General features: G+C 72.0%; 17 protein-coding genes and 1 pseudogene. 13 read left to right on the top strand and 5 right to left on the bottom strand.

The window, feature by feature from the left end:
• Position 1: 1 nt before the first annotated feature.
• Entirely contained in the window at positions 2 to 508 is a 507-nt protein-coding gene (locus tag QE416_RS03445; protein WP_267788390.1) for a GNAT family N-acetyltransferase, read from the bottom strand.
• A 142-nt stretch (positions 509 to 650) separates the two neighbouring features.
• Between QE416_RS03445 and QE416_RS03440 the strand changes: the two genes are divergently transcribed.
• Positions 651 to 1,211: an acyl-CoA thioesterase gene (locus QE416_RS03440; RefSeq protein WP_307313506.1), complete on the top strand. Its 561-nt coding sequence runs from the start codon at positions 651 to 653 to the stop codon at positions 1,209 to 1,211.
• 13 nt (positions 1,212 to 1,224) lie between these two features.
• On the opposite strand, the gene QE416_RS03435 is transcribed toward QE416_RS03440, so the two are convergent.
• Both QE416_RS03435 and QE416_RS03430 read right to left on the bottom strand, forming a co-directional pair.
• The gene (locus QE416_RS03435; RefSeq protein ID WP_307313504.1) at positions 1,225 to 2,202 is read right to left on the bottom strand and encodes an acetylxylan esterase; all 978 of its coding nucleotides are present in this window, start codon (positions 2,200 to 2,202) and stop codon (positions 1,225 to 1,227) included.
• Positions 2,203 to 2,469: 267 nt separating this feature from the next.
• A complete protein-coding gene (locus tag QE416_RS03430) occupies positions 2,470 to 3,570 on the bottom strand; it encodes a S1 family peptidase (protein ID WP_307313501.1) in 1,101 nt (366 codons plus the stop codon).
• 255 nt (positions 3,571 to 3,825) lie between these two features.
• On the opposite strand from QE416_RS03430, the gene QE416_RS03425 reads away from it, so the two are divergent.
• The 4 genes from QE416_RS03425 to rocD all read left to right on the top strand — a co-directional run bounded on the left by QE416_RS03425 (position 3,826) and on the right by rocD (position 11,567).
• Complete coding sequence (locus QE416_RS03425) at positions 3,826 to 7,524, top strand: aldehyde dehydrogenase family protein (protein WP_307313498.1); 3,699 nt, start codon at positions 3,826 to 3,828, stop codon at positions 7,522 to 7,524.
• A 167-nt stretch (positions 7,525 to 7,691) separates the two neighbouring features.
• The gene (locus tag QE416_RS03420; protein ID WP_210076077.1) at positions 7,692 to 9,206 is read left to right on the top strand and encodes an alpha-N-arabinofuranosidase; all 1,515 of its coding nucleotides are present in this window, start codon (positions 7,692 to 7,694) and stop codon (positions 9,204 to 9,206) included.
• Positions 9,207 to 9,468: 262 nt separating this feature from the next.
• Positions 9,469 to 10,353: a dimethylargininase gene (ddaH, locus tag QE416_RS03415; RefSeq protein ID WP_210076079.1), complete on the top strand. Its 885-nt coding sequence runs from the start codon at positions 9,469 to 9,471 to the stop codon at positions 10,351 to 10,353.
• Positions 10,350 to 11,567 carry an ornithine--oxo-acid transaminase gene (gene rocD / locus QE416_RS03410; RefSeq protein ID WP_307313491.1) on the top strand — a complete coding sequence of 406 codons (1,218 nt, stop codon included), beginning with the start codon at positions 10,350 to 10,352 and terminating at the stop codon, positions 11,565 to 11,567. The genes ddaH and rocD overlap by 4 nt, the downstream gene beginning before the upstream one ends.
• Before the next feature lie 135 nt (positions 11,568 to 11,702).
• Here the strand turns inward: rocD and QE416_RS03405 are convergent, their stop codons facing one another.
• A complete protein-coding gene (locus tag QE416_RS03405; protein WP_307313489.1) occupies positions 11,703 to 13,241 on the bottom strand; it encodes a molybdopterin-dependent oxidoreductase in 1,539 nt (512 codons plus the stop codon).
• 145 nt (positions 13,242 to 13,386) lie between these two features.
• Between QE416_RS03405 and QE416_RS03400 the strand changes: the two genes are divergently transcribed.
• The 7 genes and pseudogenes from QE416_RS03400 (at position 13,387) to QE416_RS03370 (ending at position 21,392) form a co-directional block, all read left to right on the top strand.
• Positions 13,387 to 14,433 carry an acyl-CoA dehydrogenase gene (locus tag QE416_RS03400; RefSeq protein ID WP_307313488.1) on the top strand — a complete coding sequence of 349 codons (1,047 nt, stop codon included), beginning with the start codon at positions 13,387 to 13,389 and terminating at the stop codon, positions 14,431 to 14,433.
• Complete coding sequence (locus QE416_RS03395; RefSeq protein WP_307313487.1) at positions 14,427 to 15,794, top strand: PIG-L family deacetylase; 1,368 nt, start codon at positions 14,427 to 14,429, stop codon at positions 15,792 to 15,794. Before QE416_RS03400 ends, QE416_RS03395 begins: the two co-directional genes overlap by 7 nt.
• Positions 15,795 to 15,799: 5 nt before the next feature.
• The gene (locus QE416_RS03390) at positions 15,800 to 16,510 is read left to right on the top strand and encodes a glycosyltransferase family 2 protein (RefSeq protein ID WP_307313486.1); all 711 of its coding nucleotides are present in this window, start codon (positions 15,800 to 15,802) and stop codon (positions 16,508 to 16,510) included.
• A gap of 86 nt (positions 16,511 to 16,596) precedes the next feature.
• Complete coding sequence (locus QE416_RS03385) at positions 16,597 to 17,778, top strand: zinc-dependent alcohol dehydrogenase (RefSeq protein ID WP_307313482.1); 1,182 nt, start codon at positions 16,597 to 16,599, stop codon at positions 17,776 to 17,778.
• 67 nt (positions 17,779 to 17,845) lie between these two features.
• Positions 17,846 to 19,573, top strand: coding sequence for a circularly permuted type 2 ATP-grasp protein (locus tag QE416_RS03380; RefSeq protein ID WP_267788365.1), 1,728 nt, complete (start codon positions 17,846 to 17,848; stop codon positions 19,571 to 19,573).
• The gene (locus QE416_RS03375; RefSeq protein WP_115917012.1) at positions 19,567 to 20,499 is read left to right on the top strand and encodes an alpha-E domain-containing protein; all 933 of its coding nucleotides are present in this window, start codon (positions 19,567 to 19,569) and stop codon (positions 20,497 to 20,499) included. Before QE416_RS03380 ends, QE416_RS03375 begins: the two co-directional genes overlap by 7 nt.
• Before the next feature lie 46 nt (positions 20,500 to 20,545).
• Positions 20,546 to 21,392: pseudogene (locus QE416_RS03370) on the top strand (transglutaminase N-terminal domain-containing protein).
• Positions 21,393 to 21,527: 135 nt separating this feature from the next.
• On the opposite strand, the gene QE416_RS03365 reads toward QE416_RS03370, so the two are convergent.
• Positions 21,528 to 22,163 carry a TetR/AcrR family transcriptional regulator gene (locus tag QE416_RS03365; RefSeq protein ID WP_210076093.1) on the bottom strand — a complete coding sequence of 212 codons (636 nt, stop codon included), beginning with the start codon at positions 22,161 to 22,163 and terminating at the stop codon, positions 21,528 to 21,530.
• 72 nt (positions 22,164 to 22,235) lie between these two features.
• Here QE416_RS03365 and QE416_RS03360 point away from each other — a divergent pair, with 72 nt between their 5' ends.
• A complete protein-coding gene (locus QE416_RS03360; protein ID WP_307313475.1) occupies positions 22,236 to 23,705 on the top strand; it encodes an MDR family MFS transporter in 1,470 nt (489 codons plus the stop codon).
• Positions 23,706 to 23,717: the final 12 nt, after the last annotated feature.

The raw sequence follows: 23,717 nt of genomic DNA, 5'->3' as shown, positions 1-23,717 counted from the left end.
GTCAGCGGACGAAGCGCACCTCGGTGAGCTCCTCACCGAGGAAGGGCTGCACCTGAGAGGCGCCGTCGAGGGTGAAGCCGTTGCGCGTGTAGAAGCGGTGCGCGCGGGGGTTGTCATCGGCGACCCAGAGGTACACGCCCTCACCGTCGTCGATCGCGGCGTCGAACAGCTGCTGGCCGATACCGGTGCCGTGGTACGCGTCGAGCAGGTAGATGAAGTACAGCTCGCGCTCGCGCGGAGCGTCGTCGTCGCGCGCCGGGCCCGAGCCGACGAAACCGACGATCTCGCCGTCGACGAGGGCCGCGTGCATGCGGTAATCCTCGCCCTGGGAGGCCCAGTGGGTCCAGAGTTCGGCCATGCGGCGAGGCGAGACGGCCTCGAGGGCGGCCTTGCTGATCAGGTGGTCGTAGGTCTCGTGCCAGCAGGTCGCGTGCACGCGGCCGAGGGCCTCGGCATCCACGTCTCTTACCGGACGGACGACGATGTCGGTTCGGGCTTCCGCAGTCATGGCGCGACTCTACGCGGGCGCTCGTCGCGGGTGAAATCGAGGCGCTCCGGCTCTCGGATGCGCTATACGCCGAGCTGGCCACCTTGTCGCTCGTCTACAACGGGATCGCCGATCCGTGGTCGGATCGCTACGCTCGCCCCTCGTGAACGTCCTCTGGCGCACCCTGCTGGTGCTCGCTCGTGCCCGCCGTCGTCTTCGTCGCGAAGGTCCCATCGATCCGAACACCGTGGCCCGCGTGTCGATCCGCGTCCTGCCCACCGACATCGATCTGCTGCGCCACCTGAACAACGGGCGGTACCTGTCGCTGTTCGACCTCGGGCGGTGGGATCTGTTGACCCGCACCGGTCTGCTCGCCGCGATGACGAAGCAGGGCTGGTACGCGGTGGTCGCCGCCGAGACCATCACGTTCCGTCGTTCCCTCGAGCTCGGGCAGCGGTTCGTGCTCGAGACCCGTCTCATCGGGCACGACGATCGCGCGGTCTACCTCGAACACCGCGCGCTGGTGAGGGGCGAGATCTACGCCCGGGCGATGATCCGTGCCCGCATCCTCCGCCGTACCGGCGGCACGGTCCCGCACGACGAGCTGTTCGCCGCCGTCGGGCGCCCCGAGGGGCTGCCCGACATCGAGTCGTGGGTGCACGACTGGGCCGCCGGTTCGGCGCTGCCCTCGACGAAGCGTCCGGCGCCCAGCGTCTGGGAATGACGGCGGCCGGCGATCACATCCCGAAGCGGGCGTCGAGCCAGGCCACCTGCTTCATCCAGTGGCGGTGGCCGCCGCCCTCGTGGCCGTTGTAGGGATACTCCTCGATGGCCGCATCGTCGGAGCCGAGCGCGTGGAAGGCGGCGAAGACGCCGGAGGGCAGCACCACGTCGTCCATGAACGCCACCGAGAAGTAGGCGGGCTGGGTGATGCGGCGGGCGAGGATCGCCGCGTCGACGTACGACAGGGTGCGCAGCACGCTCGCGGTGTCGTCGCGGTGCACGGCGAGGTAACGCGTGATCTCGGTGAACGGCGCCGAGGGAGTCCGCGTAATGGCATTCGGAAAGTCGCACAGGAACGGCACGTCGGGCATGACCGCGGCGACGGCTTCGCCCGCGAGGGCGGCCGCGGCGATCGAGAGCCCACCACCCTGGCTGCCGCCGGTGACCGCGATCCGCGAGGGGTCGACACCGGGGAGGGCTCGCACCTCGTCGACCAGGCGCACGGCGTCGGCGAAGAGGCGTCGGTAGTAATAGTCGTGGGGATCCCGGATGCCACGGGTCATCACGCCCGGGTACGCGGCGGCGGAGCCGTGCGGGTCGGGGGTGTCGCCCACGCTCCAGGTCGATCCCTGACCGCGCGTGTCCATGATGACGTGGACGTAGCCGGCGCTCGCCCAGTTGAGGCGTTCTCCCGGGAGGCCGCGGCCGCCGCCGTATCCGATGTACTCGACGACGGCGGGAAGCACTTCGTCGCCGTGGGGGCGCACGACCCACCCGCGGATCTCGTCGCCCCCGAAGCCGGTGAAGGTGAGGTCGAAGACGCTGAGGGCGCGCACCGGCACGTCGACCGGGGCGAGGGTGGCGGGCCGGGCTGCGGTCCGCGCCTGCGCGAGGGTGTCGGCCCAGAACGTGTCGAGGTCGGTCGGCGCCTCGAGCGCGGGGCGATAGGCCCGCAGCAGCTCGACGGGCATATCGGTGAAGGTGACGGCCATGGGTCCTCCTGGTACGCGGGGCGAACCGACAGTAGCAACGCGGCGTCGATGAGCGGACGCGACCCCGCGCGTCGACGACGTATCCGGTCTCGGCCGACGCGACCGCGACCGACCCGCCACTCTCCGACCGCGGCATCCCGGACAGGAGGCTCGAAAAACGGTGCCCCGGCCGCCGTGAGGCGACCGCGGCATCCCGGACAGGAGGCTCGAAAAAACGGTGCCCCGGCCGCCATGAGGCGACCGGGGCACCGGGGTACCGGGGGGGGATCAGCTGGTCAGCAGGCGCAGTCCGTAGGTCTGCAGGATCTCGTTCACGGGCTGGAAGTACGTCGTTCCGCCGCTCGAGCAGTTGCCCGAGCCGCCCGAGGTGACGCCCTGGGCCTGGTTGCCGGCGAGCAGTGAGCCGCCGGAGTCGCCGGGCTCGGCGCAGACGTTGGTGCGGATGAGGCCCGAGACCGATCCCTCGGCGTAGCGCACCGTGGAGTTGTAGGCCTGGATCTGGCCGCAGTGCCAGCCGGTGGTCGAGCCCGAGCGGCACACGGTCGCGCCGACGGCGGCGGCGGTCGAGCCCTTCACGGCGACGGAGCCGCCGGAGTAGTTCGACACCGAGCCGACGGGGGTGTGGTTGGGCGTGCTGACCCAGGCGTAGTCGTTGCCGGGGAACGAGGAGCCCTGGAACGTGCCGTAGGTGGTGCTGTCGCCCGCGTCGCCGCAGTGGCCGGCGGTGACGAAACCGCCCTGCACCGCGAAGCCCACCGAGCAGCGGCTCTGGTTGTTGATGTTGTAGGCGATGCCGCCCTGGATCGTCGCGAAGGTCTCCGGGGCCTCGGCTCCGGTCTCGAGGCGCACGGCGCCCGCGGGGGCGTCGAGCGTCGCGACGAAGTCGGCCGCGGCCTGGTCGCCGCCGGCCACCACGTCGACGACGAGGTCGTTCTGCTCGACGTCGATCCACCACGAGGGGATCGCGTCGGGAACGGGGCTCGCCGCAAGCTTCGCGGCGAGCGCCTCGAGGTCGTCGAGGGAGTGCTCCGCGGCGACGGGGACGGCGCCCGCCTCGGCGGCCGCTTCGCGAGCGGCATCCGTGGTCGCCGCGGCGTACACGGTGCGCGTCGACTCGTCGAGCCAGGTGCCGGCGAAGGCGTCGCCCGAGACGGCGGCGACCTCGTCGGCGGTCCCGGCCGCGTCGGCCTGGAAACGCAGGACGTCCTGCGCTCCGGCCACGTCGGTGCCGAGGTCGGCCGCCATCGCTTCGAGCAGCTGGGCGTCGACTCCGTCGACGGCCGCGCCGGGCGATGACGTGGGGGTCTGCGCCAGCGCGGGAGCGGTGGCGGCGGTGGTCAGGAACAGGCCGAGAGCGGTGGCGCCCACGACGGTTTTCGATATGCGGTTCACGTGGAGTGACCTTCCATCCAGGGGGATAAATGGCGGGGTACCCACCGCCATGAAAACACGACGCGGACGAAAAGCGAAGGAATTCCTGTGAATTTCTGATCAGAGTGCAAATATGTCGCCCATTCGGGGGACACGCGATTCGGCCCCCGTGAGCTGCGACCCGGCCGCCGATCCGCGGGTTGCGCGGCGGGCCGCCGAGGTGCCGCGCACGCGCTAATTAGGCTGACGGGCATGAGCACGAACGACCCCGGCGCCCCCGTTCCCGCGCTCTCTCCGGGCCTTCCGGCCCGCGCCGCTCGCGTCGCCGCGACGTTCTCTCGACGAACGGCCCCCGCCTCCGTGCCGCGTCGTGGCGAACTGCCCGCCGACCCCGCCGCCGCGGCGTTCCTGGCCGCAGCCGTCGACGGCGTCTCCCGTCCGGAGTCGCTGACCTCGGCCGCCTCCGCGCTGCACCGGCTCGCCGGTGACCTCCCCGCGTCTCTCCCGTGGTTCGTCCGCGGTGCCCTGCAGCTCGGCGGAGCCGTCGCGCCCGTCCTGCCGAGTCCCGCCGTACCGCTCGCTCGCCGCGCGCTGCGCGATCTCCTCGCCGCCCTCGTGCTCGACGCGCGCCCCGAGCGGCTCAGCCCCGCGCTCGATGCGCTCGGCTCACCGGTCGAGGTGCGCCTCGTCGGGCCCGCCGTCGTGGGTGACGCGGGTGCGCGACGCCGGGTCGACGGCATCCGTTCTCTTCTCTCCCGCGAGGACGTCCCGCGGGTCTGTCTCGCGATCTCCGATGTCGTGGTCAAGCCATCGCCGTGGGCCTTCGACGCCGAGGTCGAGCACGCCGCCGAGCGGCTGCTGCCGGTCTTCCTCGATGCGCTCGCCGCGCGCACCCACGTCACCCTCGTCGCCGAAGGACGCGACGACCTCGATCTCACCGTCGCGGTGCTCACCCGCGTGCTCGAGGAGCCGCGCCTCACCTCGCTCCGGGCCGGTGTCCAGCTGCCGGCGGCGGTCGCCGAGGTCCCCGAGGCCGTCCGGGAGCTGTCGGCGTGGGCGCGCGTGCGCACCTCCGAGGGCGGCGCCCGACTGACGCTGCGTCTGAGCGATGCCCCCATCGAGACCCCGGATGCCGTGTCGGCGGCGCGCCACGGGTGGCTCGCCCCGGCGGTCACGGCTCGAGACGACGTGGATGCCGCCCTCGTGCGCGGCCTGCGCGAGGCCCTGAGCCCGAGGGGGATCGAGGGCTTCGCCCTGGAGCTTGCGACCGCCGACCCCGAACGTGCCGCCCTCGCCCTGTCCCTCGCGACGGAGGCCGGGGCCGAGCTCGCGCTCGCCGTGCCGCACACCGCGCCGTGGACACCGGGGGAGGGGCACCTGTGGACGGCGCCGACCGCGTACCCCGACGACGTCGATGCCGTCGTCGCGCGCCTCGCCGCCCGCTACGCGATCGCGGTGGCCGGTGCCCCCGACCTGCCGCTGGCGGTGCCCGCGTCGGAGGATGAGCCCGACGAGAGCACGCCCGAGGACGCCCCCGAGACCGCATCCATCGCGGCCCGCGCTCGATGCGCCCTGGCCGCAGCCGACCTTCCCTCGCCCGCCGTGCGCGCTCCGCAGCGCGACACCGAGGCCGATCCGGCGATCCTGCGCGAGCGCGCGGCCGACGACGCCGCCGAGCCCGGACTCACGCAGGCGGTGCTGGGCATCGCGCGCGAGGCCGCGGCATCCGCCGACACCTCCGCTCTGGGCCCCGACGTGCAGCAGATGCTGTTCGGCGGACAGGCCTTCGTCGACACCGCCGTGTTCTCGGCTCGCGAGAGCGCGGAACTCGCGGGCGGCGCACCCGGGTTCCGCAATGTGCCCGACACCGACCCGACGCTCCCCGCCGACCGCGCCTGGTCGATGGCCGCCCTCGGCCGGGTCGCCGGTTCGACCGCCGGAGACGCCACGGCCGCCGCGGGACGCATCGACGACGAAGCGGGGCTCGACGCGGTCATCGACCGCGTGCGCACCGCCGCAGAGCCCTGGGGTGCGCTCGCCGCCGCCGACCGGGCCGCTGTGCTGCAGTCGGTCGCACGCAGCCTCGAGCAGCGCCGGGGCGAGCTGATCGAGGTTCTCGCCTCCGAGGGCGGGGCTCTGCTCGCCGAGGCCGACACCGAGGTGAGCCAGGCCGTCGACGCCGCCGCGTACTACGCCGCCACCGCGAAGGAGCTCGATCGCGTGCCCGGGGCCGTGTTCGTACCCGATCGGCTGAGCGTCGTCGCCCCGCGTTGGAACGCCCCGGTCGGGCTCTGCGCCGCCGAGGCCGTCGCCGCGCTGGCCGCCGGATCCGGGGTGCTGCTCACGCCCTCGCCGCGCGCACGGCGCTGCGGAGCCGTCGTGGCCGAGGCTCTCTGGGCCGCGGGGGTGCCGCGCGACCTGCTCGCCTATGTCGACCTCAACGAGGACGCCTCGGGCCGCGCGCTCATCGCCCACCCCGGCGTCGACCGCGTGCTGCTGGCGGGAGCCCGGACGACGGCCGAGCGCTTCGCCGCCTGGCGACCGGCCCTGCCCGTGCAGGCGCTCACCGCCGGGCGCAACGTCGCGATCGTCGCCCCCTCCGCCGACGTGGATGCCGCCGTCGCCGACATCGTCGCCGGGGCTTTCGCCCGAGCGGGCCAGGCCGCCACGGCCGTGTCGCTCGTCATCCTCGTCGGGGCGGTCGGTCGCTCGCCGTGGTTCACCGAGCAGCTCAAGGACGCGGTCTCGTCGTTGCGTGTGGGTCCCGCCGACGACCCGCTCTCCGACATCGGTCCGCTCGTCGAAGAACCCGCGGGCGAGGTGCGACGCGCCCTGACCGTCCTCGGCGACGGCGAACGCTGGCTCGTGGAACCGCGAGAGCTCGACCTCGGACCCGACACGGCCGGCCGCTTCTGGTCGCCGGGCGTGCGTACGGGCGTCACCGCCGGGTCTCACCTCACCCGGGCCGCGGTCGCGGCGCCGGTGCTCGGCATCCTGCACGCTCCCACCGTGACACGCGCGATCGAGCTGCAGAACGCGATCGGCTCGGGTTTCGTCGCCGGTCTCCACACGCGCGACGAGGCCGATCTCGAGCTCTGGCTCGACACCGTCGAGGCCGCCGTGCTGCGGGTCAACCGTCCCTCGACGGGGGCCGTCATCCAGCGCGAGCCGCTCGGCGGGTGGGGCGAGGCGTCCGTGGGCGACGGGGCGATGTCGGGCGGGCCGAACCGTCTCGTCACCCTCGGATCGTGGCGGCCGTCGTCAGGAGGGGCGTCGTCGTCGACCCTGCACCTGCGCGGACTCGACTCGCGCATCACGGCCCTGATCGAAGCGGCCCAACCGACCCTGTCGTACGAGGCGTTCGACTGGCTCCGTCGGGGCGCCCTCGCCGACGCCGTTGCGTGGGATCGCGAGTTCGGTCGCGTCCGCGACGTGTCGCGCCTGGTCGTCGAACGCAACCTCCGGCGTTACCGTCCGGTCGATGTCGCCGTGCGCGCCACCGCCGACGCCGCGTGGGAGGCGGTGCTGCGCGTTCTGGTGGCCGCGGTGCGCTCGGGCTCGGCCTTCAGCCTCAGTACCCCGGTGGGTCTTCCCGCCGCCGTCCGACACCTGCTGGGCGACAGCGGGGTCGCGGTCTCGGTCGAGAGCGACGCCGAGTGGTTGCAGCGTCTGGCGGGTGGCATCCCGGATGCCGCCGACGGCGATGCCGAAACCCTCGTCGTCGCCCCACGCCCCGGGCGCCTGCGCCTCGTGGGCCCCGCCGAGACAGTGGCGACGCTGCGCGCGGCCGTTGCCGAGACGGTCGCGGGCGACGTCTCGCTCACCGTGTACGCGGACGAGGTCACGACGGCCGGCCGCCTCGAGCTGCTGCCGTTCCTGCGCGAGCAGGCGGTGTCGATCGGCGCGTTCCGCTTCGGCGCCGTCGATGCCTGGAGCGCGTCGGTCATCTGACCGGCCCCGCGCTCCGCGCCCGACCCGCGCCCGACCCGCGCTCCGCGTCCGCGGCGGCCTCGCCGAACGACCGCGCCCTCGGCGGTACGGCGCCTCCGCGGGGTTTCGAAAACGTTTAGCGCGGCGCCCGCGCCGGGGTACCGTCGTCGAAACCGCGAGGAGCACCGATGACCGCTGCCCGACTGACCGTCGACCCCCGTTTCGCGATCGGCCCCGTGCGCCGGCGCCTGTTCGGGGGGTTCGTCGAGCACCTCGGCCGCCACGTCTACGACGGCCTCTACGAGCCCGACCACCCCGAAGCCGACGAGCGCGGGTTCCGCCGCGACGTGATCGCCCTCGTCCGCGAACTCGGGGTCTCGACGATCCGCTACCCCGGTGGCAACTTCGTCTCGGGCTTCCGGTGGGAGGACAGCGTCGGGCCCCGCGCCGAGCGGCCTCGTCGCCTCGACCTCGCGTGGCACTCGACCGAGACGAACGAGGTCGGCCTGCACGAGTTCTCGGACTGGCTCGAGGCCGTCGGCAGCGACCTCATGCTCGCGGTCAATCTCGGCACGCGCGGCACGCTCGAGGCGATCGACCTGCTCGAGTACGCCAACGTCCCGGGTGGTTCGGCGCTCTCGCAGCAGCGCATCGACAACGGCCGCGCCGCACCGTTCGACGTGCGCGTGTGGTGCCTCGGCAACGAGATGGACGGTCCGTGGCAGCTCGGCCACCGCTCCGCCGACGACTACGGAAAGCTCGCCTCCCGCACGGCGAAGGGCATGCGCCAGCTCGACCCCTCGATCGAGCTCGTCGTGTGCGGCTCGTCGGGTGCGCAGATGCCCACCTTCGGCGAGTGGGAGCGGGTGGTACTCGAGCACACCTACGACGACGTCGACATGATCTCGTGCCACGCCTACTACCAGGAGCACGACGGTGACGCGGCATCCTTCCTCGCCTCCGCCGTCGACATGGATCGCTTCATCGAGGCGGTCGTCGCCACCGCCGACCACGTCGGCGCGGCGCGCGGCAGCACGAAGCGCATCGGCATCTCGTTCGACGAGTGGAACGTCTGGTACATCGACCGCGTGGATGCCGTGAAACCCACCGCCATCGACGACTGGCCGATCGCCCCGCGCCTGCTCGAAGACGTGTACTCCGTCCTGGATGCCGTGGTCTTCGGCAGTCTGCTCATCTCGCTTCTGAAGCATGCCGACAGGGTGGCGTCGGCGTCTCTCGCTCAACTCGTGAACGTCATCGCGCCGATCATGACCGAGCCCGGCGGCCCCGCCTGGCGCCAGACGACCTTCTTCCCCTTCGCGATCTGCTCGCGCCTGGCTCGAGGGCGAGCGGTGCGACTGCCCCTCGAGGCCCCGACGCTCGACACCGCCCGCTACGGGACGGTTCCCGCGGTGGATGCCGTGGCCACCGTCGACGACGAGGCCGGAACCGCCGCGGTCTTCGTCGTCCACAGGGGGCTCGAACACCCCGTCGCCGTCGACATCGACGTCAGCGCCCTCGGCGAGGTGGAGGTCGTCGAGACCCACCTCCTCCACGACGACGACCCCGGTGCCGCGAACACCCTCGACGAGCCCGAGCGGGTGCGGCCGCGGGCGGTCGAGACGCGCCTGGTGAACGGCATCCTGTCGGTGTCCCTCCCGCCCGTCGCGTGGATCGCGCTGTCGCTGCGGCGCACGGGCTGAGGGACGCGGGTCTCGCGGGACGACCCTCTTCGCGCGCGCAAGGCGCGACGCCCGTCTTTCTCGCGGGACCACCGGCGGCAGGGCGGACCGCCGCGTCGCGCCGCTCGCCTCCGCGCGCACACGCGTGCGACAATGACACCGGCGTGCTCGGACCGACCTTTCCCCGCACGGCGCCACATGCAGCTGATGGGTGCCGCGCGGGTTCGAAGGGCCACCGAGCCCCAGGACAGCGTCCGCCGCACCTTTCCTCCGAGGAGCAGAGATGTCCGCTACCCCCGTCGCCACCCCCGCCGAGGTCACGCCCGGCGAGCGCGTGCAGCAGCACCGTCGGTACCTCATGTGCCGCCCCGAGCACTTCACGGTGAGCTACAGCATCAACCCGTGGATGGAGCCCTCGCGGCCCACCGACACGAACCTCGCCGTGCGGCAGTGGCAGTCGCTCTACGACACCTACACGCAGCTCGGGCACGAGATCGAGCTGATCGACCCGCTCGAGGGACTGCCCGACATGGTCTACACGGCCAACGGCGGCTTCGTGATCGACGGGGTCGCGTACGGTCCCAAGTTCCGCTTCCGTGAGCGCGCGGCCGAGGCCCCCGCGTTCATCGACTGGTTCGCCGCGAACGGCTTCGAGGTCGCCGAGCCGGTCGAGGTCAACGAGGGCGAGGGCGACTTCCTGCTCGTGGGCGACACGATCCTCGCCGGCACGGGGTTCCGTTCCACCGGCGACAGTCACCGCGAGGTGGGCGAGGTCTTCTCGCGCGAGGTCGTGTCGCTGACGCTGACCGACCCGCGGTTCTACCACCTCGACACCGCGATCGCCGTGCTCGATCCCGTGGAGGGCCCCGGCGGCGTCGAGAAGGCGAACATCGCCTACCTCCCCAACGCGTTCGACGATCGGAGCCAGGCGATCCTGCGCGAGCGCTACCCGGATGCCATCCGCGTGTCCGACAGCGACGGTGCGGTGTTCGGGCTGAACTCCGCCAGCGACGGCAAGAACGTCATCATCTCCCCCCGCGCCGTGGGATTCGAGGCGCAGCTGCGCGAGCGCGGATACACCCCCGTGAAGGTCGACCTGTCCGAGCTGCTGCTCGGCGGTGGCGGCATCAAGTGCTGCACGCTGGAGCTGCGCGGCGGTTCGCGATGAGCACCACCGTCGACAACCTCGGCGCTCGTCTGATCGCCGAAGAGGGCGCGCACCTCGCCCACAACTACCACCCGCTGCCCGTCGTGGTCTCGCGCGCCGAGGGCGTCTGGGTCACCGACATCGAGGGCAAGCGGTACCTCGATCTGCTGTCGGCCTACTCGGCGCTCAACTTCGGCCACGGACACCCGGCGATCCTCGCCGCCGCCCGAGAGCAGCTCGAGCGCCTGACTCTCACCAGTCGCGCGTACCACAACGACCGTCTCGGTCCCTTCGCCGCCGCGCTCGCGCAGCTCTGCGGCAAAGATCTCGTGCTGCCGATGAACACCGGCGCCGAGGCCGTCGAGACCGGGATCAAGCTCGCGCGCGCCTGGGGCTATCGCACCAAGGGCATCGCCCCGGATGCCGCGACGATCATCGTGGCGAACGGCAACTTCCACGGCCGCACCACCACGATCGTCGGCTTCAGCGACGACCCCACGGCGCACGACGACTTCGGTCCCTATGCGCCGGGCTTCGTGCACGTGCCCTACGGCGACGCGGATGCCATCGCCGCCGCGATCGACGAGAACACCGCGGTCGTGCTGCTCGAGCCCATCCAGGGCGAGGCCGGTGTGGTGCTCCCGCCCGAGGGGTTCCTGCAGCGGGTCCGCGAGATCTGCACCGAGAACAACGTGCTCTTCATCGCCGATGAGATCCAGTCGGGTCTGGGACGAGTGGGCGAGACGTTCGCGTGCGATCGCGAGGGCGTCGTGCCCGACGTCTATCTGCTCGGCAAGGCGCTCGGAGGCGGCATCCTGCCCCTGTCGGCCGTGGTCGCGAACGAGGACGTGCTCGGCGTCATCCGCGCCGGCGAGCACGGCTCGACCTTCGGCGGCAACCCGCTGGCCGCGGCCGTGGGCCTGCGTGTCGTCGAGATGCTGGCATCCGGAGAATTCCAGACCCGCGCGAAGGCGCTGGGGGCGCACCTCGAGGCGTCGCTGCAATCGCTGGTCGGAAACGGCGTCACGACCGTTCGCATCGCGGGCCTGTGGGCGGGCGTCGACATCGACCCCGCGTACGGCACCGGGCGCGAGGTGGCCGAGAAGCTGCTGACGCGTGGCGTGCTCGTCAAGGACACGCACGGTCAGACGATCCGCATCGCGCCGCCGCTGACCATCCGCGCGACCGAGCTGGACTGGGCCGTCGAGCAGGTTCGGCACGTGCTGTCGGCCTGAGCGCCGGACGGCCCCGCGCCCGCGCCCGCGCCGAGGCGTGCGTGTCCCACTTCGTGCGGACCCCGTGCGGATCTTCTGCACGAAGTGGGACACGGGCCGTCGCGCCGCGGACGGGCGTCGCGCCTCCGACCGCGCTCAGGCCACCGAGACCGTGCGTTCGTCCCAGCCTGTCGCGCCGTCGGGGGCGGGGGCGGCCACGTCGCTCGTCTGCGTCTGACCGTCGGCCGAGATCGCCCGGCACCGGATCGTGTGCGATCCGCTCGTGGCGTTCCACGGCAGGCTCCACTGCACCCAGGTGTCGGCCGAGATCGCGGTCGCCAGGGTCGCCGCCTGCCACGGGCCGTCGTCGATCTGCACCTCGACGCCCGAGACGCCCACGTGCGTCTGCCAGGCCACGCCCGCGATGACGGTGTCGCCCGCACCCACTCGAGCGCCCGACCGGGGCACGTCGATGCGCGACTGCAGCTTGACGGGTCCGCGTTCCGACCAGCCGCGCGAGGTCCAGTACCCCTCGGCCCGGTCGTAGCGGGTGACCTCGAGCTCGCTCACCCACTTCGTCGCCGAAACGTACCCGTACAGGCCCGGCACGACCATCCGCACGGGGAAGCCGTGCTCGATCGGCAGGGGTTCGCCGTTCATGCCGATGGCCAGCAGGGCGTCGCGGCCGTCGGTGAGGGCTTCGAGCGGAGTGGATGCCGTGAACCCGTCGACCGAGTGCGAGAGCACCATGTCGGCCTCGGCCGTCGGCTTCGCCCGCTCGAGGATGTCGCGAAGGGGAACGCCGAGCCAGCGGGCGTTGCCGATGAGAGACCCGCCCACCTCGTCCGACACGCACGCGAGGGTCGCGACGGTCTCTTTCTGGGGGAGAGCGACGAGGTCGTCCCACCGCAGCACGACCTCTTGCTCGACCATGCCGTGCACGCGCAGGGTCCAGGTCGCGGGGTCCACCTGCGGAACGACGAGGGCGGTGTCGATGCGGTAGAAGTCCGACGAGGCGGTGATGATCGGCCCGAGCCCGTCGATGCCGAGGTCGGCTCCGGCCGGGACGGGCGTGGTCGTCGCGGGCGAGGGCAGGCGCAGAGCGGAGCGCACCGCGCTGACGGCGCGCGCGCCCCCGCTCACCGCGACGGATCCGACGGCGGCGAGGGCGCCGGCCATGACGGCCACCCCCGACAGCGCGAGGACGCTGCGCCGCGAGACGCCGTCGTCGGTCGGGGCCTTCGTCGACCGTCGCCGGAGCCGGGCGACCAGCAGCCCGGCCACCAGAGCGGCGGCGGCTCCCGCGACCAGCGACGGGAGGGGTGACAGTGTCCCGGCATCCGCCCGCGTCATCGAGACGACCGCGCCGATCACGCCGAGCGCCACGAGGACGACCCGCCCCCACGGGGCCTTGCGCCGTTCGAGAACTCCGGCGACCCCGGCGACGATCAGCAGCAGTACCGCGATCCCCACGAGCAGGGCCGCCTTGTCGCCCGTGCCGAACAGGTCGATGGCCAAGTCTTTCGCCCAGGCCGGGGCGAGGTCGATCATGCCCCCGCCGATGACGGCGAACGGGCTCGCGGTGGGCGAGACGACCGCCGCGGCGAGCTCGCCGAGGCCGGCGCCGAACACGGTGGCGGCGATCGAGGCGACGATCGCCGCGAGATCACGGCGGCGGGAAGATGCGGGGGTCACGAAGGGAGCCTAGGGAGCCCCGGGCACCCGGGCGCCGCGCGTGCGATATTCACAGGCAACCGGCACCCGTCGCCGCACGGGGTCGCAGACGGAGGGCGGTGTCAAGCTTCTATCCGAAAGTCTCCGCGATCCCCACACTGACGCGGTGAAGTACCGCGACCATTCGGCATCCCCTCCTCTCCTGTCCGACGACGCCCCCGACCTCGACGATGTCCGCGAGGCGCTGGCGGGCATGGATGCCGTCGACGTGCCCGGCCGCGGCATCGCCGCGACCCTGGCCTGGGCGACGACCGTCACCCCGCCGCGCTCTCTCGGCGCGACCTGGGAGCTGCTGGCCTCGGTCTCGGCGCGCGACGTGGCCGCCGCGCGCGTGCTCGAGCCGCACCTCGACGCCCTCGCGATCCTCGACGAGGCCGCCCGCGAGGGGATCGACGTCGACCTCGAGCCCGGCGGGTCGTGGGGGGTCTTCGCGGCGGAGGGGCCCGGCACGCGCCTGGAGGCGCGACGCTCCGCCGGTACCTGGACACTGCACGGGACCAAGCCGTGGTGCTCGCTCGCCGCCCACCTCGATCGCGCGCTCGTGACCGCGTGGGTCGACGACGAACGGCGACAGCTCTTCGCCCTCGACCTGCGCGCCTCGGGCGTCACCGCGCGGACCGGCCCCTGGCACGCCCGCGGACTCGACCGGGTCGTCAGCGCGCCGATCGACCTCGACGGAGCGGTCGCCGTCCCCGTGGGGGAGCCCGGCTGGTACCTGCGTCGGCCCGGCTTCGCGCACGGCGGGGTGGGGGTCGCGGCGTGCTGGTGGGGCGGGGCCCTGCCGCTGCGTGACGCGTTGCAGGCGGCTGCAGCCGTCGACCGCGCCGACCAGCTCTCCCGCGTGCATCTCGGTCGTGCCGATACGGCGCTCTGGGCCGCCCGCACCGTCTTGCGCGAGACGGCGGCGGTCTTCGAGGCCGGGGGTGCGGCATCCGCCGGTCTACGTGCCGCCCGCGCGCGCACCGTGGTCGCCGACGCCGTGGAGACGACCCTCGTCCAGGCCGCGCACGCGCTAGGACCGTTGCCGCTCGTCGCCGACGAGGCGCACGCGCGGCGCGTCGCCGACCTGCAGGTCTACCTGCGTCAGCACCACGGCGAGCGCGACGTCGCGCGAATCGGCGCCGAGGTCACGACGGGAGCGGTCGCGTGGTGAGCTTCGACCATCGCGATCCCGGCACCGACGAGAGCGTCTGGGCCGAGGCTCTTCGCCGAGACCTGCCCCCGCTCGATCTCGACGTCGACCATCTGATCGTGGTGGCCGCGCACCCCGACGACGAGAGCCTCGGAGCCGCGGGTCTGCTCGCGACCGCGGCGGCCCGCGGCATCCCGGTCGATCTTCTCGTCGTGACCGACGGCGAGGGCTCTCACCCCGATTCGCCCACCCACGGGCCCGCGACCCTCGCGCTGATGCGCCGCCGCGAGCTCTACGATGCGGCGCGCATCGTGGGGCTGGTCGGTGAACCGATCTTCCTCGGCCTGCCGGACGGCGGGACGGAGGAGTATCGGGATGCCGTCTCCGCGGCGCTGCGCGAAACGCTCGACGCCGCGGCCGGTCGGCGCGTGCTGGTGCTGTCGCCGTGGCGGGGAGACGGGCACCGCGACCACCGGGTCGTCGGCGAGATCGTCGAGCAGGTCTGCGCCGCCCGCGGGGTGCGCTCGCTGGCCTTCCCGATCTGGCTCTGGCACTGGGGCGGCCCTGACGACGTGCCGTGGGACCGCGTCGAACGTCTCGTGCTCGAGCCCCGCGCGCGCGAGGCCAAGACCCGCGCCCTCGACGCGCACCGCAGTCAGCTCGAGCCGCTGTCGCGAGCACCGGGGGACGAGGCGACGATCCACGCCGGAATGCGCGCGCACGCCGAGCGCGACGCCGAGTTCTTCGTCGTTCCGGAGCGCCCCGCCGCCCCGGCGGCCAGTGTCGGCCGGGAGTACTTCGACGACATGTACGCCCGCCACGACGACCCCTGGGGCTTCGACTCGCGGTGGTACGAGGAGCGCAAACGCGCCGTGCTCCTCTCCGCCCTCCCGCGGCGCCACTACCGTTCGACCCTCGAGGCGGGGTGCTCGACCGGAGCGCTGACCGCGCAGCTGACCGATCGGAGCGATCGGGTGCTCGCCGTCGATCTCGCCCCCGCGGCCCTGGAACGCGCACGGACGCGTCTGGCGGGGCACGACAACGTCGAGCTGCGCCTCGCGACGCTTCCCAGCGCGTGGCCGGAGGGCGAGTTCGACCTGGTCGTGCTGTCGGAGGTGGCGTACTACTGGGCGGGAGTCGACCTCGATCGCGGGCTCACGGCGGCCGCCGCCTCGCTGAGCGTCGACGGTCACCTGGTCGCCTGCCACTGGCGGCATCCGGTCGCCGAGTATCCGCTCAGCGGCGACCAGGTGCACGACGCGCTCGCCGCTCGGGGCGACCTCGTGCGCCTCGTGCGGCACGACGAGGAGGACTTCGTGCTCGAGGTGTACACGCACCCGGGCGTGCGATCGGTGGCGGCCGAGTCCGGACTCGTCCCGTGAGGGCGGTGGCCGTGGTGATCCCGGCGCACGACGAGGAGGCCCTGATCGGGCGCTGCCTGGCAGCGGTCGACCGGGCCGTCTCCCACGCGAAGGAGCGCACGCCCGACCTGGATGTCGCGGTCGTCGTCGTGCTCGATGCGTGCACCGACACCACCGCCGCGCAGGTCCGGCGCTGGCCGGTCGAGGCGGTCGAGATCGGCGCTCGCCGCGTGGGCACCGCGCGGCGGGTCGGTGTCGCTCATGCGCTCGGGGCGCTCTCCGCGAGTCCGGCCGACACGTGGATCGCCATGACCGACGCCGACACCGTCGTGCCGTCGAACTGGATCACGCACCAGCTCGACCTCGCCGAGGCCGGGGTCGACCTCGTCCTCGGAACCGTCCGCCCCGACTTCGCCGACCTCAGCGCCCGCCACGCCGCGTACTGGCGTGCCACGCACCATCGGGGCGCACCGCCCGGGAACGTCCACGGGGCCAACCTCGGCGTGCGGGCGAGCACGTACGCCCGGGCGGGCGGCATCCCGGATCTCATCGAGCACGAGGACGTGGCCCTCGTCGGCGCGGCTCGGGCCCTCGGCGCGCGGGAGCGGGCGAGCGATGCGCACGAGGTCGAGACCTCCGGCCGATTCACGGGGCGCACGCCCGCCGGCTACGCGGCGTTCCTCGCGCGGGTGCACGCCTGGGTCGATGCGCCACCCCTGGCGGCCCCCGGCGCCTGACGCATCGGGCGGGGGCTCGTCAACCACCTCGGCCGTCGCGCACGCGCGTCGCAGACTGATCGTCCCCCGGAACGAGAGGCACCACCATGAAGGCACTGACCTGGCAGGGCAAGCGCAACGTGAGCGTCGAGGAGGTCCCCGACCCCGAGATCCTCGAGCCGACCGATGCGATCGTGAAGATCACCTCGACCGCGATCTGCGGCTCCGACCTGCACCTCTACGAACTCTTCGGCCCGTTCATCGACAAAGGCGACGTGCTCGGCCACGAGCCGATGGGCGTCGTCGTCGAGGTGGGCTCGGCCGTGACGAACCTGGCCGTCGGCGACCGCGTCGTCGTTCCCTTCAACATCTCGTGCGGTCACTGCTTCATGTGCCGCCGCGGCCTGCAGTCGCAGTGCGAGACGACGCAGGTGCGCGAGTACGGCAGTGGTGCGGCGCTCTTCGGCTACACGAAGCTCTACGGGCAGGTGCCCGGCGGTCAGGCGGAGTACCTGCGCGTGCCGCTGGCCGACTACAACCACATCCGCGTCGGCGACGACCTGCCCGACGACCGCTACCTCTTCCTCAGCGACATCGTGCCGACCGCCTGGCAGGGAGTGCAGTACGCGAACGTCCCCGAGGGCGGCACGCTCGCGGTGATGGGCCTCGGCCCGGTGGGGCAGTTCGCCGCCCGTATCGGCGTGCACCTGGGCTACCGCGTGCTCGCGATCGAGCCCGAACCCGAGCGCCGCGCGATGGCCGAGCGCCACGGCATCCTGACCTACGACCTGACCGACACGGTGGTCGACGAACTGATCGATCTCACCGAGGGTCGCGGAGCGGATGCCGTGGTGGATGCCGTGGGCATGGAGGCCCACGGAAACGGCGGCATCAGGCTGGCGCAGAACGCCGTGGGGCTGCTCCCCGATGCCCTCGCGCAGAAGGTCATGGACAAGGCCGGACTCGACCGCCTCGCCGCGGTCTACGCCTCGATCGACCTCGTGCGCCGCGGCGGCACCGTCTCGTTGAGCGGCGTGTACGCCGGTGAGGCGGACGTGCTGCCGATGAAGACGATGTTCGACAAGCAGATCGCCATGCGGATGGGGCAGTGCAACGTCAAGCGCTGGATCGACGACCTGCTGCCGCTGGTCGAAGACCCCGCCGACCCGCTCGGCGTGATGGACCTGGTGACGCACCACGCCCCGCTCGAAGATGCCCCGGGCCTGTACGAGACGTTCCAGAAGAAGGAGGACGGCTGCATCAAGGTGGTCTTGCGCCCCGGCGTCTGAGCCGTGCGGCGGCGCCGCGCGCGGGTGGGAAACGTGTGCGCAACACGGCGCTGAGTAGAGTCGACGCATGGGTGACCTGTTCGACGGTTACGGCTCCACGCTGGCGCCGCGCAAGACCGCTTCCGGCATCCCGGCGTTCGACGAGATGTTCGGCGTTCCGGCGAGTCCCGGAGATGCCGCCCCCTCGCGCGAGGCGTATCGGGAGCTGTACCAGACGCTCGCGCAGATGACGCAGGAAGAGCTGCGCGGGCGCACCGAGTCGCTCGCCAGCTCGTACCTCGCGCAGGGCGTGACGTTCGACTTCGCGGGCGAGGAACGCCCTTTCCCGCTGGATGCCGTGCCCCGGGTCATCGCGTACGACGAGTGGTCGCGCATCGAGGCCGGCGTGAAGCAGCGCGTCAAGGCTCTCGAGGCGTTCCTCGACGACGCCTACGGCAATCAGCACTGCGTACGCGACGGCATCCTGCCCGCGGGTCTCATCTCGTCGTCGCAGTACTTCTACCGTCAGGCCGCGGGTATCCGCAGCGCCAACGGCGTGCGCATCCAGGTGTCGGGCATCGACCTGATCCGCGACGAGCACGGCGAGATGCGCGTGCTCGAAGACAATGTGCGCGTGCCCTCGGGCGTCTCGTACGTCATCTCGAACCGCCGCGTCATGGCGCAGACGCTGCCCGAGCTGTTCGTCTCGATGCGGGTCCGCCCCGTCGGCGACTACCCGAACAAGCTGCTCGCCGCCCTCCGCGCCTCGGCCCCGCCCGGGATCGACGACCCGAACATCGTCGTGCTCACCCCGGGTGTCTACAACTCGGCGTACTTCGAGCACACGCTGCTCGCGCGCCTCATGGGCGTCGAGCTCGTCGAGGGGCGCGACCTGCTCTGCATCGGCGGCAAGGTGTTCATGCGCACGACCCGAGGCCCCCAGCGCGTCGACGTCATCTACCGCCGCGTCGACGACGACTTCCTCGACCCGCTTCAGTTCCGCGCCGACTCGATGCTCGGCGCCCCCGGGCTCATGCTCGCCGCGCGTCTGGGAAACGTCACGATCGCGAACGCGGTGGGCAACGGCGTCGCCGACGACAAGCTGCTCTACACGTATGTTCCCGACCTCATCCGGTACTACCTCGCCGAGGAGCCGATCCTCAAGAACGTCGACACTTGGCGGCTGGAAGACCCGGGCGCTCTCGAAGAGGTGCTCGACCGTCTTCCCGAGCTGGTCGTGAAGCCCGTCGACGGTTCGGGCGGAAAGGGCCTGGTCGTGGGGCCCGACGCCTCGCCCGCCGAGCTCGACGCCCTGCGCAAGCGGCTTCTGGCAGACCCGCGCGGGTGGATCGCCCAACCCGTCGTCATGCTCTCGACCATCCCGACCCTGGTCGAAGACGGCATGCGCCCTCGCCACGCCGACCTGCGCCCCTTCGCGGTCAACGACGGCGACGACATCTGGGTGCTGCCCGGGGGCCTCACCCGCGTCGCCCTCCCCGAGGGGCAGTTGGTGGTGAACTCCAGCCAGGGCGGCGGCTCGAAGGACACCTGGGTCGTCGGCGGCTCGGCCCCCTCCCACGTGGAGTACGGGCAGGGCAACGGCGTCTCGGGACTCGTCGCCGACCAGGCCGCGGTGACCGAGGCGATCCCGATCGTCTACGACGGTCAGCCCGCCCCCTCGACGTCGCCGCGCGACCCGCGGCCCGGCTCGACCTCCGGCAAGGAGCAGCAAGAGCAACAGCAGCAGGATGCCGCCGTGCAGCACGGTCCGCAGGCCGAGCAGCAGCAGCAGTCGCAGGAGGTGCCCGGATGCTGAGTCGCATCGCCGAATCGCTGTTCTGGATCGGGCGCTACATCGAGCGCAGCGACGGAACCGCCCGCATCCTCGACGTGCACCTGCAGCTGCTGCTCGAGGACCCGTGGATCGATGAGGACACCGCGTGCCGTTCGCTGTTGAGCGTCATGGGTTCTGCCTGGCCCGAGAACGTCGACTCCGTACGCCGCGACGACGTCCTCGCCCGTCTCGCGGTCGACCGCATGAACCCGTCGAGCATCGCCTATTCGCTCACCGCGGCGCGCGAGAACGCCCGGCGCGCGCGCGAGATCGTCTCGACCGAGCTGTGGGAGATCCTCAACACCACGAACGCCCGGATGCCCCGGCGCCTGCAGACCGACAAGGTGCACGAGTTCTTCCAGTGGGTGCGCGAGCGCGCGGCCCTCGCGATCGGCATCGTCGACTCCTCGACGAACCGCGACGAGGCCTGGCAGTTCTTCACCCTCGGGCGCAGCATCGAGCGCACCGACATGACCGCGCGCTTGCTGGCGACGCGCTCGCTCACCGAGGTCTCGGGCCCGTCGTGGACGACGATCCTCCGCTCGTGCGGCGCGTACGAGGCGTACCTGCGCACCTACCGCGGCATGCCGAGCGCCCGCAACGCGGCGGAGTTCCTCCTGCTCGACCGGCTCTTCCCTCGCTCGATCATCTACTCGATCCAGCGTGCCGAGGACTGCATGAGCGCCATCGACCCGCGCGCCGACCGCGTCGGTCACTCCAACACGGTGCTCCGGGCTCTCGGCCAGATCCGCAACGACCTCGAGTACCGCCCCGTCAGCGACATCCTGGCGGAGCTGCCCGAGCACATGCAGCGCGTGCAGACGGTGACCCGGGAGGCGTCGGAGGCGATCCGCTCGCGGTTCTTCCCGACGCAGGCCGAGCCGAGCTGGATCGGAGAGATCTCATGACGGATGCCGTGGCCACTGCCCGGATGACGACCTCGGGGAGCCGTCGATGAAACGTCTGCGCATCGAACACCAGACCGGGTTCGTCTACCCGGGCGACGTCGTCGCCTCGTACAACGAGGCGCGCATGCTGCCGCACTCGACCGACAGCCAGTTCGTGCTGAGCTCGTCGCTCGACATCGAGCCGTCGACCTCGGTCAACCAGTACGTCGACTACTTCGGCACGCGGGTGGCGGCGTTCGACGTGCTGTCTCCGCACGGGGCGCTCACGATCACCGCGCGCTCCCTCGTCGAGGTGCGTCCGCGTCCCATCGAACACGCCGACATCACGTGGGAGCAGCTGGCCTCCGAGGCCGCCCGCTCGATCACGACCGTCGAGCAGTTGACGCAGACCCGTCGCACGACCCCGCACCCCGAGGTGGCGGAGCTCGCCCGCTCGATCGCCGCGCAGCACGACCGGCCCGGCCCCGCGGCGCACGCGATCGCCGAGGCGATCGGCAACGCCATCGACTACATGCAGGGCGTCACGGGCGTGCATTCGACGGCGGTCGACGCGTGGGAGGCGCGAAAAGGCGTCTGTCAGGACATCGCCCACATCGCGATCGGGGCCCTGCGCGAGGTCGGCATCCCGGCCCGCTACGTGTCGGGCTACCTGCACCCGAAGCCCTCCGCCGAGGTGGGCGAAGCGGTGACGGGGGAGTCGCACGCGTGGGTCGAATGGTTCGCCGGCGACTGGCAGGGCTTCGACCCGACGAACAACATCGAGATCGGCGACCGGCACGTGCTGGTGGGTCGCGGCCGCGACTACAACGACGTGCGCCCCGCTCCGCGGCGTCTACGCCGGCCCCGGCAAGAGCAACCTCAAGGTCAAGGTCACGATCACACGCGAGACCTGAGGTCCCCGGGCAGGTTCGGACGCGGGCCGTCGTGCGGAGTCCGTGCTCGACAGGCCGGGAGCCGGCATCCCGAACGGGCGTGTCGACCACGACGTCCGCGGGACGGCGCGGCACGGCGGAACGGGATGCCGCAGGTCAATCCTGCGGGCCGACCGCGGATGCCGCGGCGCCGAGCAACCGCTGGACGTCGCGGTGCACGGCGAGCAGGTCCGCCGTCTCGCCGCGGTCGGCGCGGCGGGCCCACTCGTCGAGCGCGGTTCGCATCTCGAGCGCCGCGAGGCCCACGGCGGCCCGCACGGGGAGCTCGCTCAGGCCCACGCGTGCGGCGATCTCGGGGATGAAGCGGTCGGACGAGGTCGTCTCGCGGCGGATGGCGGCGCCCAGCAGCGAGGGCTCGTGACCGATCAGCCGACGCACGCGGAGAAACCTCTCTCGCGCTCGGGCGTCCGCGTGCAGGCGCGCCAGCTCGAGGGCGAAGACGTCTCGGAGAGCGCGGGTGAGGGTGCCGATGTCGTCGCCGTCGGCACCGACCTCGGCGAGGGCGGAGACGAAGCGCTCGTCGTCGATGAAGACGGCGTCTTCTTTCGTGCCCGCCAGGCGGAAGAACGTGCGCGCCGACACTCCCGCTCGAGCGGCGATCTCGTCGACCGTGGTGCGGGCGACCCCCTTCTGCTCGAAGAGATCCAGGGCTGCTTGGCAGATCTCGAGGGTGGTCTCGCGTCGACGACGCTCTCGTAATCCCTCGCCGGCGGGTGCCGCTGCGGTCTCCATATCGGCTACAGTAGTCCATGTCTTATTGGCAGTAACTGCCAACTTGTCTTGAACTGCTCAGATTGGTCTCTCATGGTCGCCACCGGAACCGTCCCCACCGCCGCGCCACCCGGAAGGACCGCCGCCCGCCCGGGTGCGGTCATCGTCCTGCTGGTGGTCGCCGCCTTCGTCGTGATCCTCAACGAGACGATCATGGGAGTCGCGCTTCCCGAACTCATGCGTGAGCTCGACATCACCGCGGCCACCGCCCAGTGGCTCACCACGGCGTTCCTGCTCACGATGGCCGTGGTCATCCCGGCCACGGGCTTCCTCATCCAGCGCTTCCCCCTGCGCACCCTGTTCTTCACCGCGATGGGTCTGTTCACTCTCGGAACCGTCATTGCAGCCTCGGCCCCCGGCTTCGGCGTGCTGCTGATCGGACGCATCGTGCAGGCGTCCGGTACGGCGATCATGATCCCGCTGCTGTTCACGACGGTGCTCAACGTGGTGCCCGCGAACCGCCGCGGACGCATGATGGGCCTCATCTCGATCGTGATCTCGGTCGCACCCGCCGTCGGCCCGACGGTCTCGGGGCTGATCCTTTCGGTCTTCCCCTGGCGCGCGATGTTCATCGTGATGGTGCCGATCGCCCTCGTGGCGATCGCGCTCGGCGCCCGCTGGGTCAAGAACCTCACCGAGACGCGTCGCGTGAGCCTCGACGTGCTCTCGGTGGTGCTCTCGGCCCTCGCCTTCGGCGGCATCATCTTCGGCCTCTCGAGCATCGGCGAGGCGGCCGGCGGACACGCGCTCGTGCCGATCTGGGTCCCGCTCGTGGTCGGTGCGGTGGCGCTGGCCGGCTTCGTCGTGCGTCAGCTGCGTCTGGGCGCGACCGACCGCGTGCTGCTGAACCTCGCGGTGTTCCGCCACTCGACCTTCACCATCGCGGTCGTGCTCGTGGTGGTCGCTATGACGGTGCTCTTCGGGGTGTTGATCCTGCTGCCGCTGTACGTCCAGAACGTGCTGGGTCTCGGCACCTTGTCGGCCGGTCTCATGCTGCTGCCGGGTGGTCTGCTGATGGGGCTCATGGCGCCGCTCGTCGGCAACCTCTTCGACCGCTTCGGTGCCCGGCCGCTCGTTCTTCCGGGGGCGATCGTGGCGAGCGTGGCCCTGTGGGGCTTCGCGACCCTGTCGGTGGACACGTCGATCGGGTTCGTCATCGCCGTGCACTGCGTGCTGAGCCTGGGGCTGGCGTTCATGTTCACCCCGCTCATGACCTCGGCCCTCGGTTCGCTCCCTCGCCACCTCTACCCGCACGGCTCGGCGATCGTGTCGACCGTCCAACAGCTCGCGGGGGCGGCCGGTACGGCGGTGTTCGTGACCCTCATGACGGTGGGCGCGGCGGCGTCGGCGGCGCAGGGCACCGGTGTCGTGGATGCCACGGCCTCCGGCATCCACACCGCCTTCTTCGTCGCGGCGTGCCTGTCGCTGGCGGTCATCGTGCTCGCTGTGTTCGTGCGGACGCCGAAGCAGGTCGAGGGCGCCGAGGCGACGCCCGCGCACTGACGGGCGCGCGGT

The sequence above is a fragment of the Microbacterium sp. SORGH_AS_0421 genome, from assembly GCF_030818635.1.
Lineage (GTDB): Bacteria > Actinomycetota > Actinomycetes > Actinomycetales > Microbacteriaceae > Microbacterium.
This window is presented reverse-complemented; position numbering and strand designations above follow the sequence as displayed.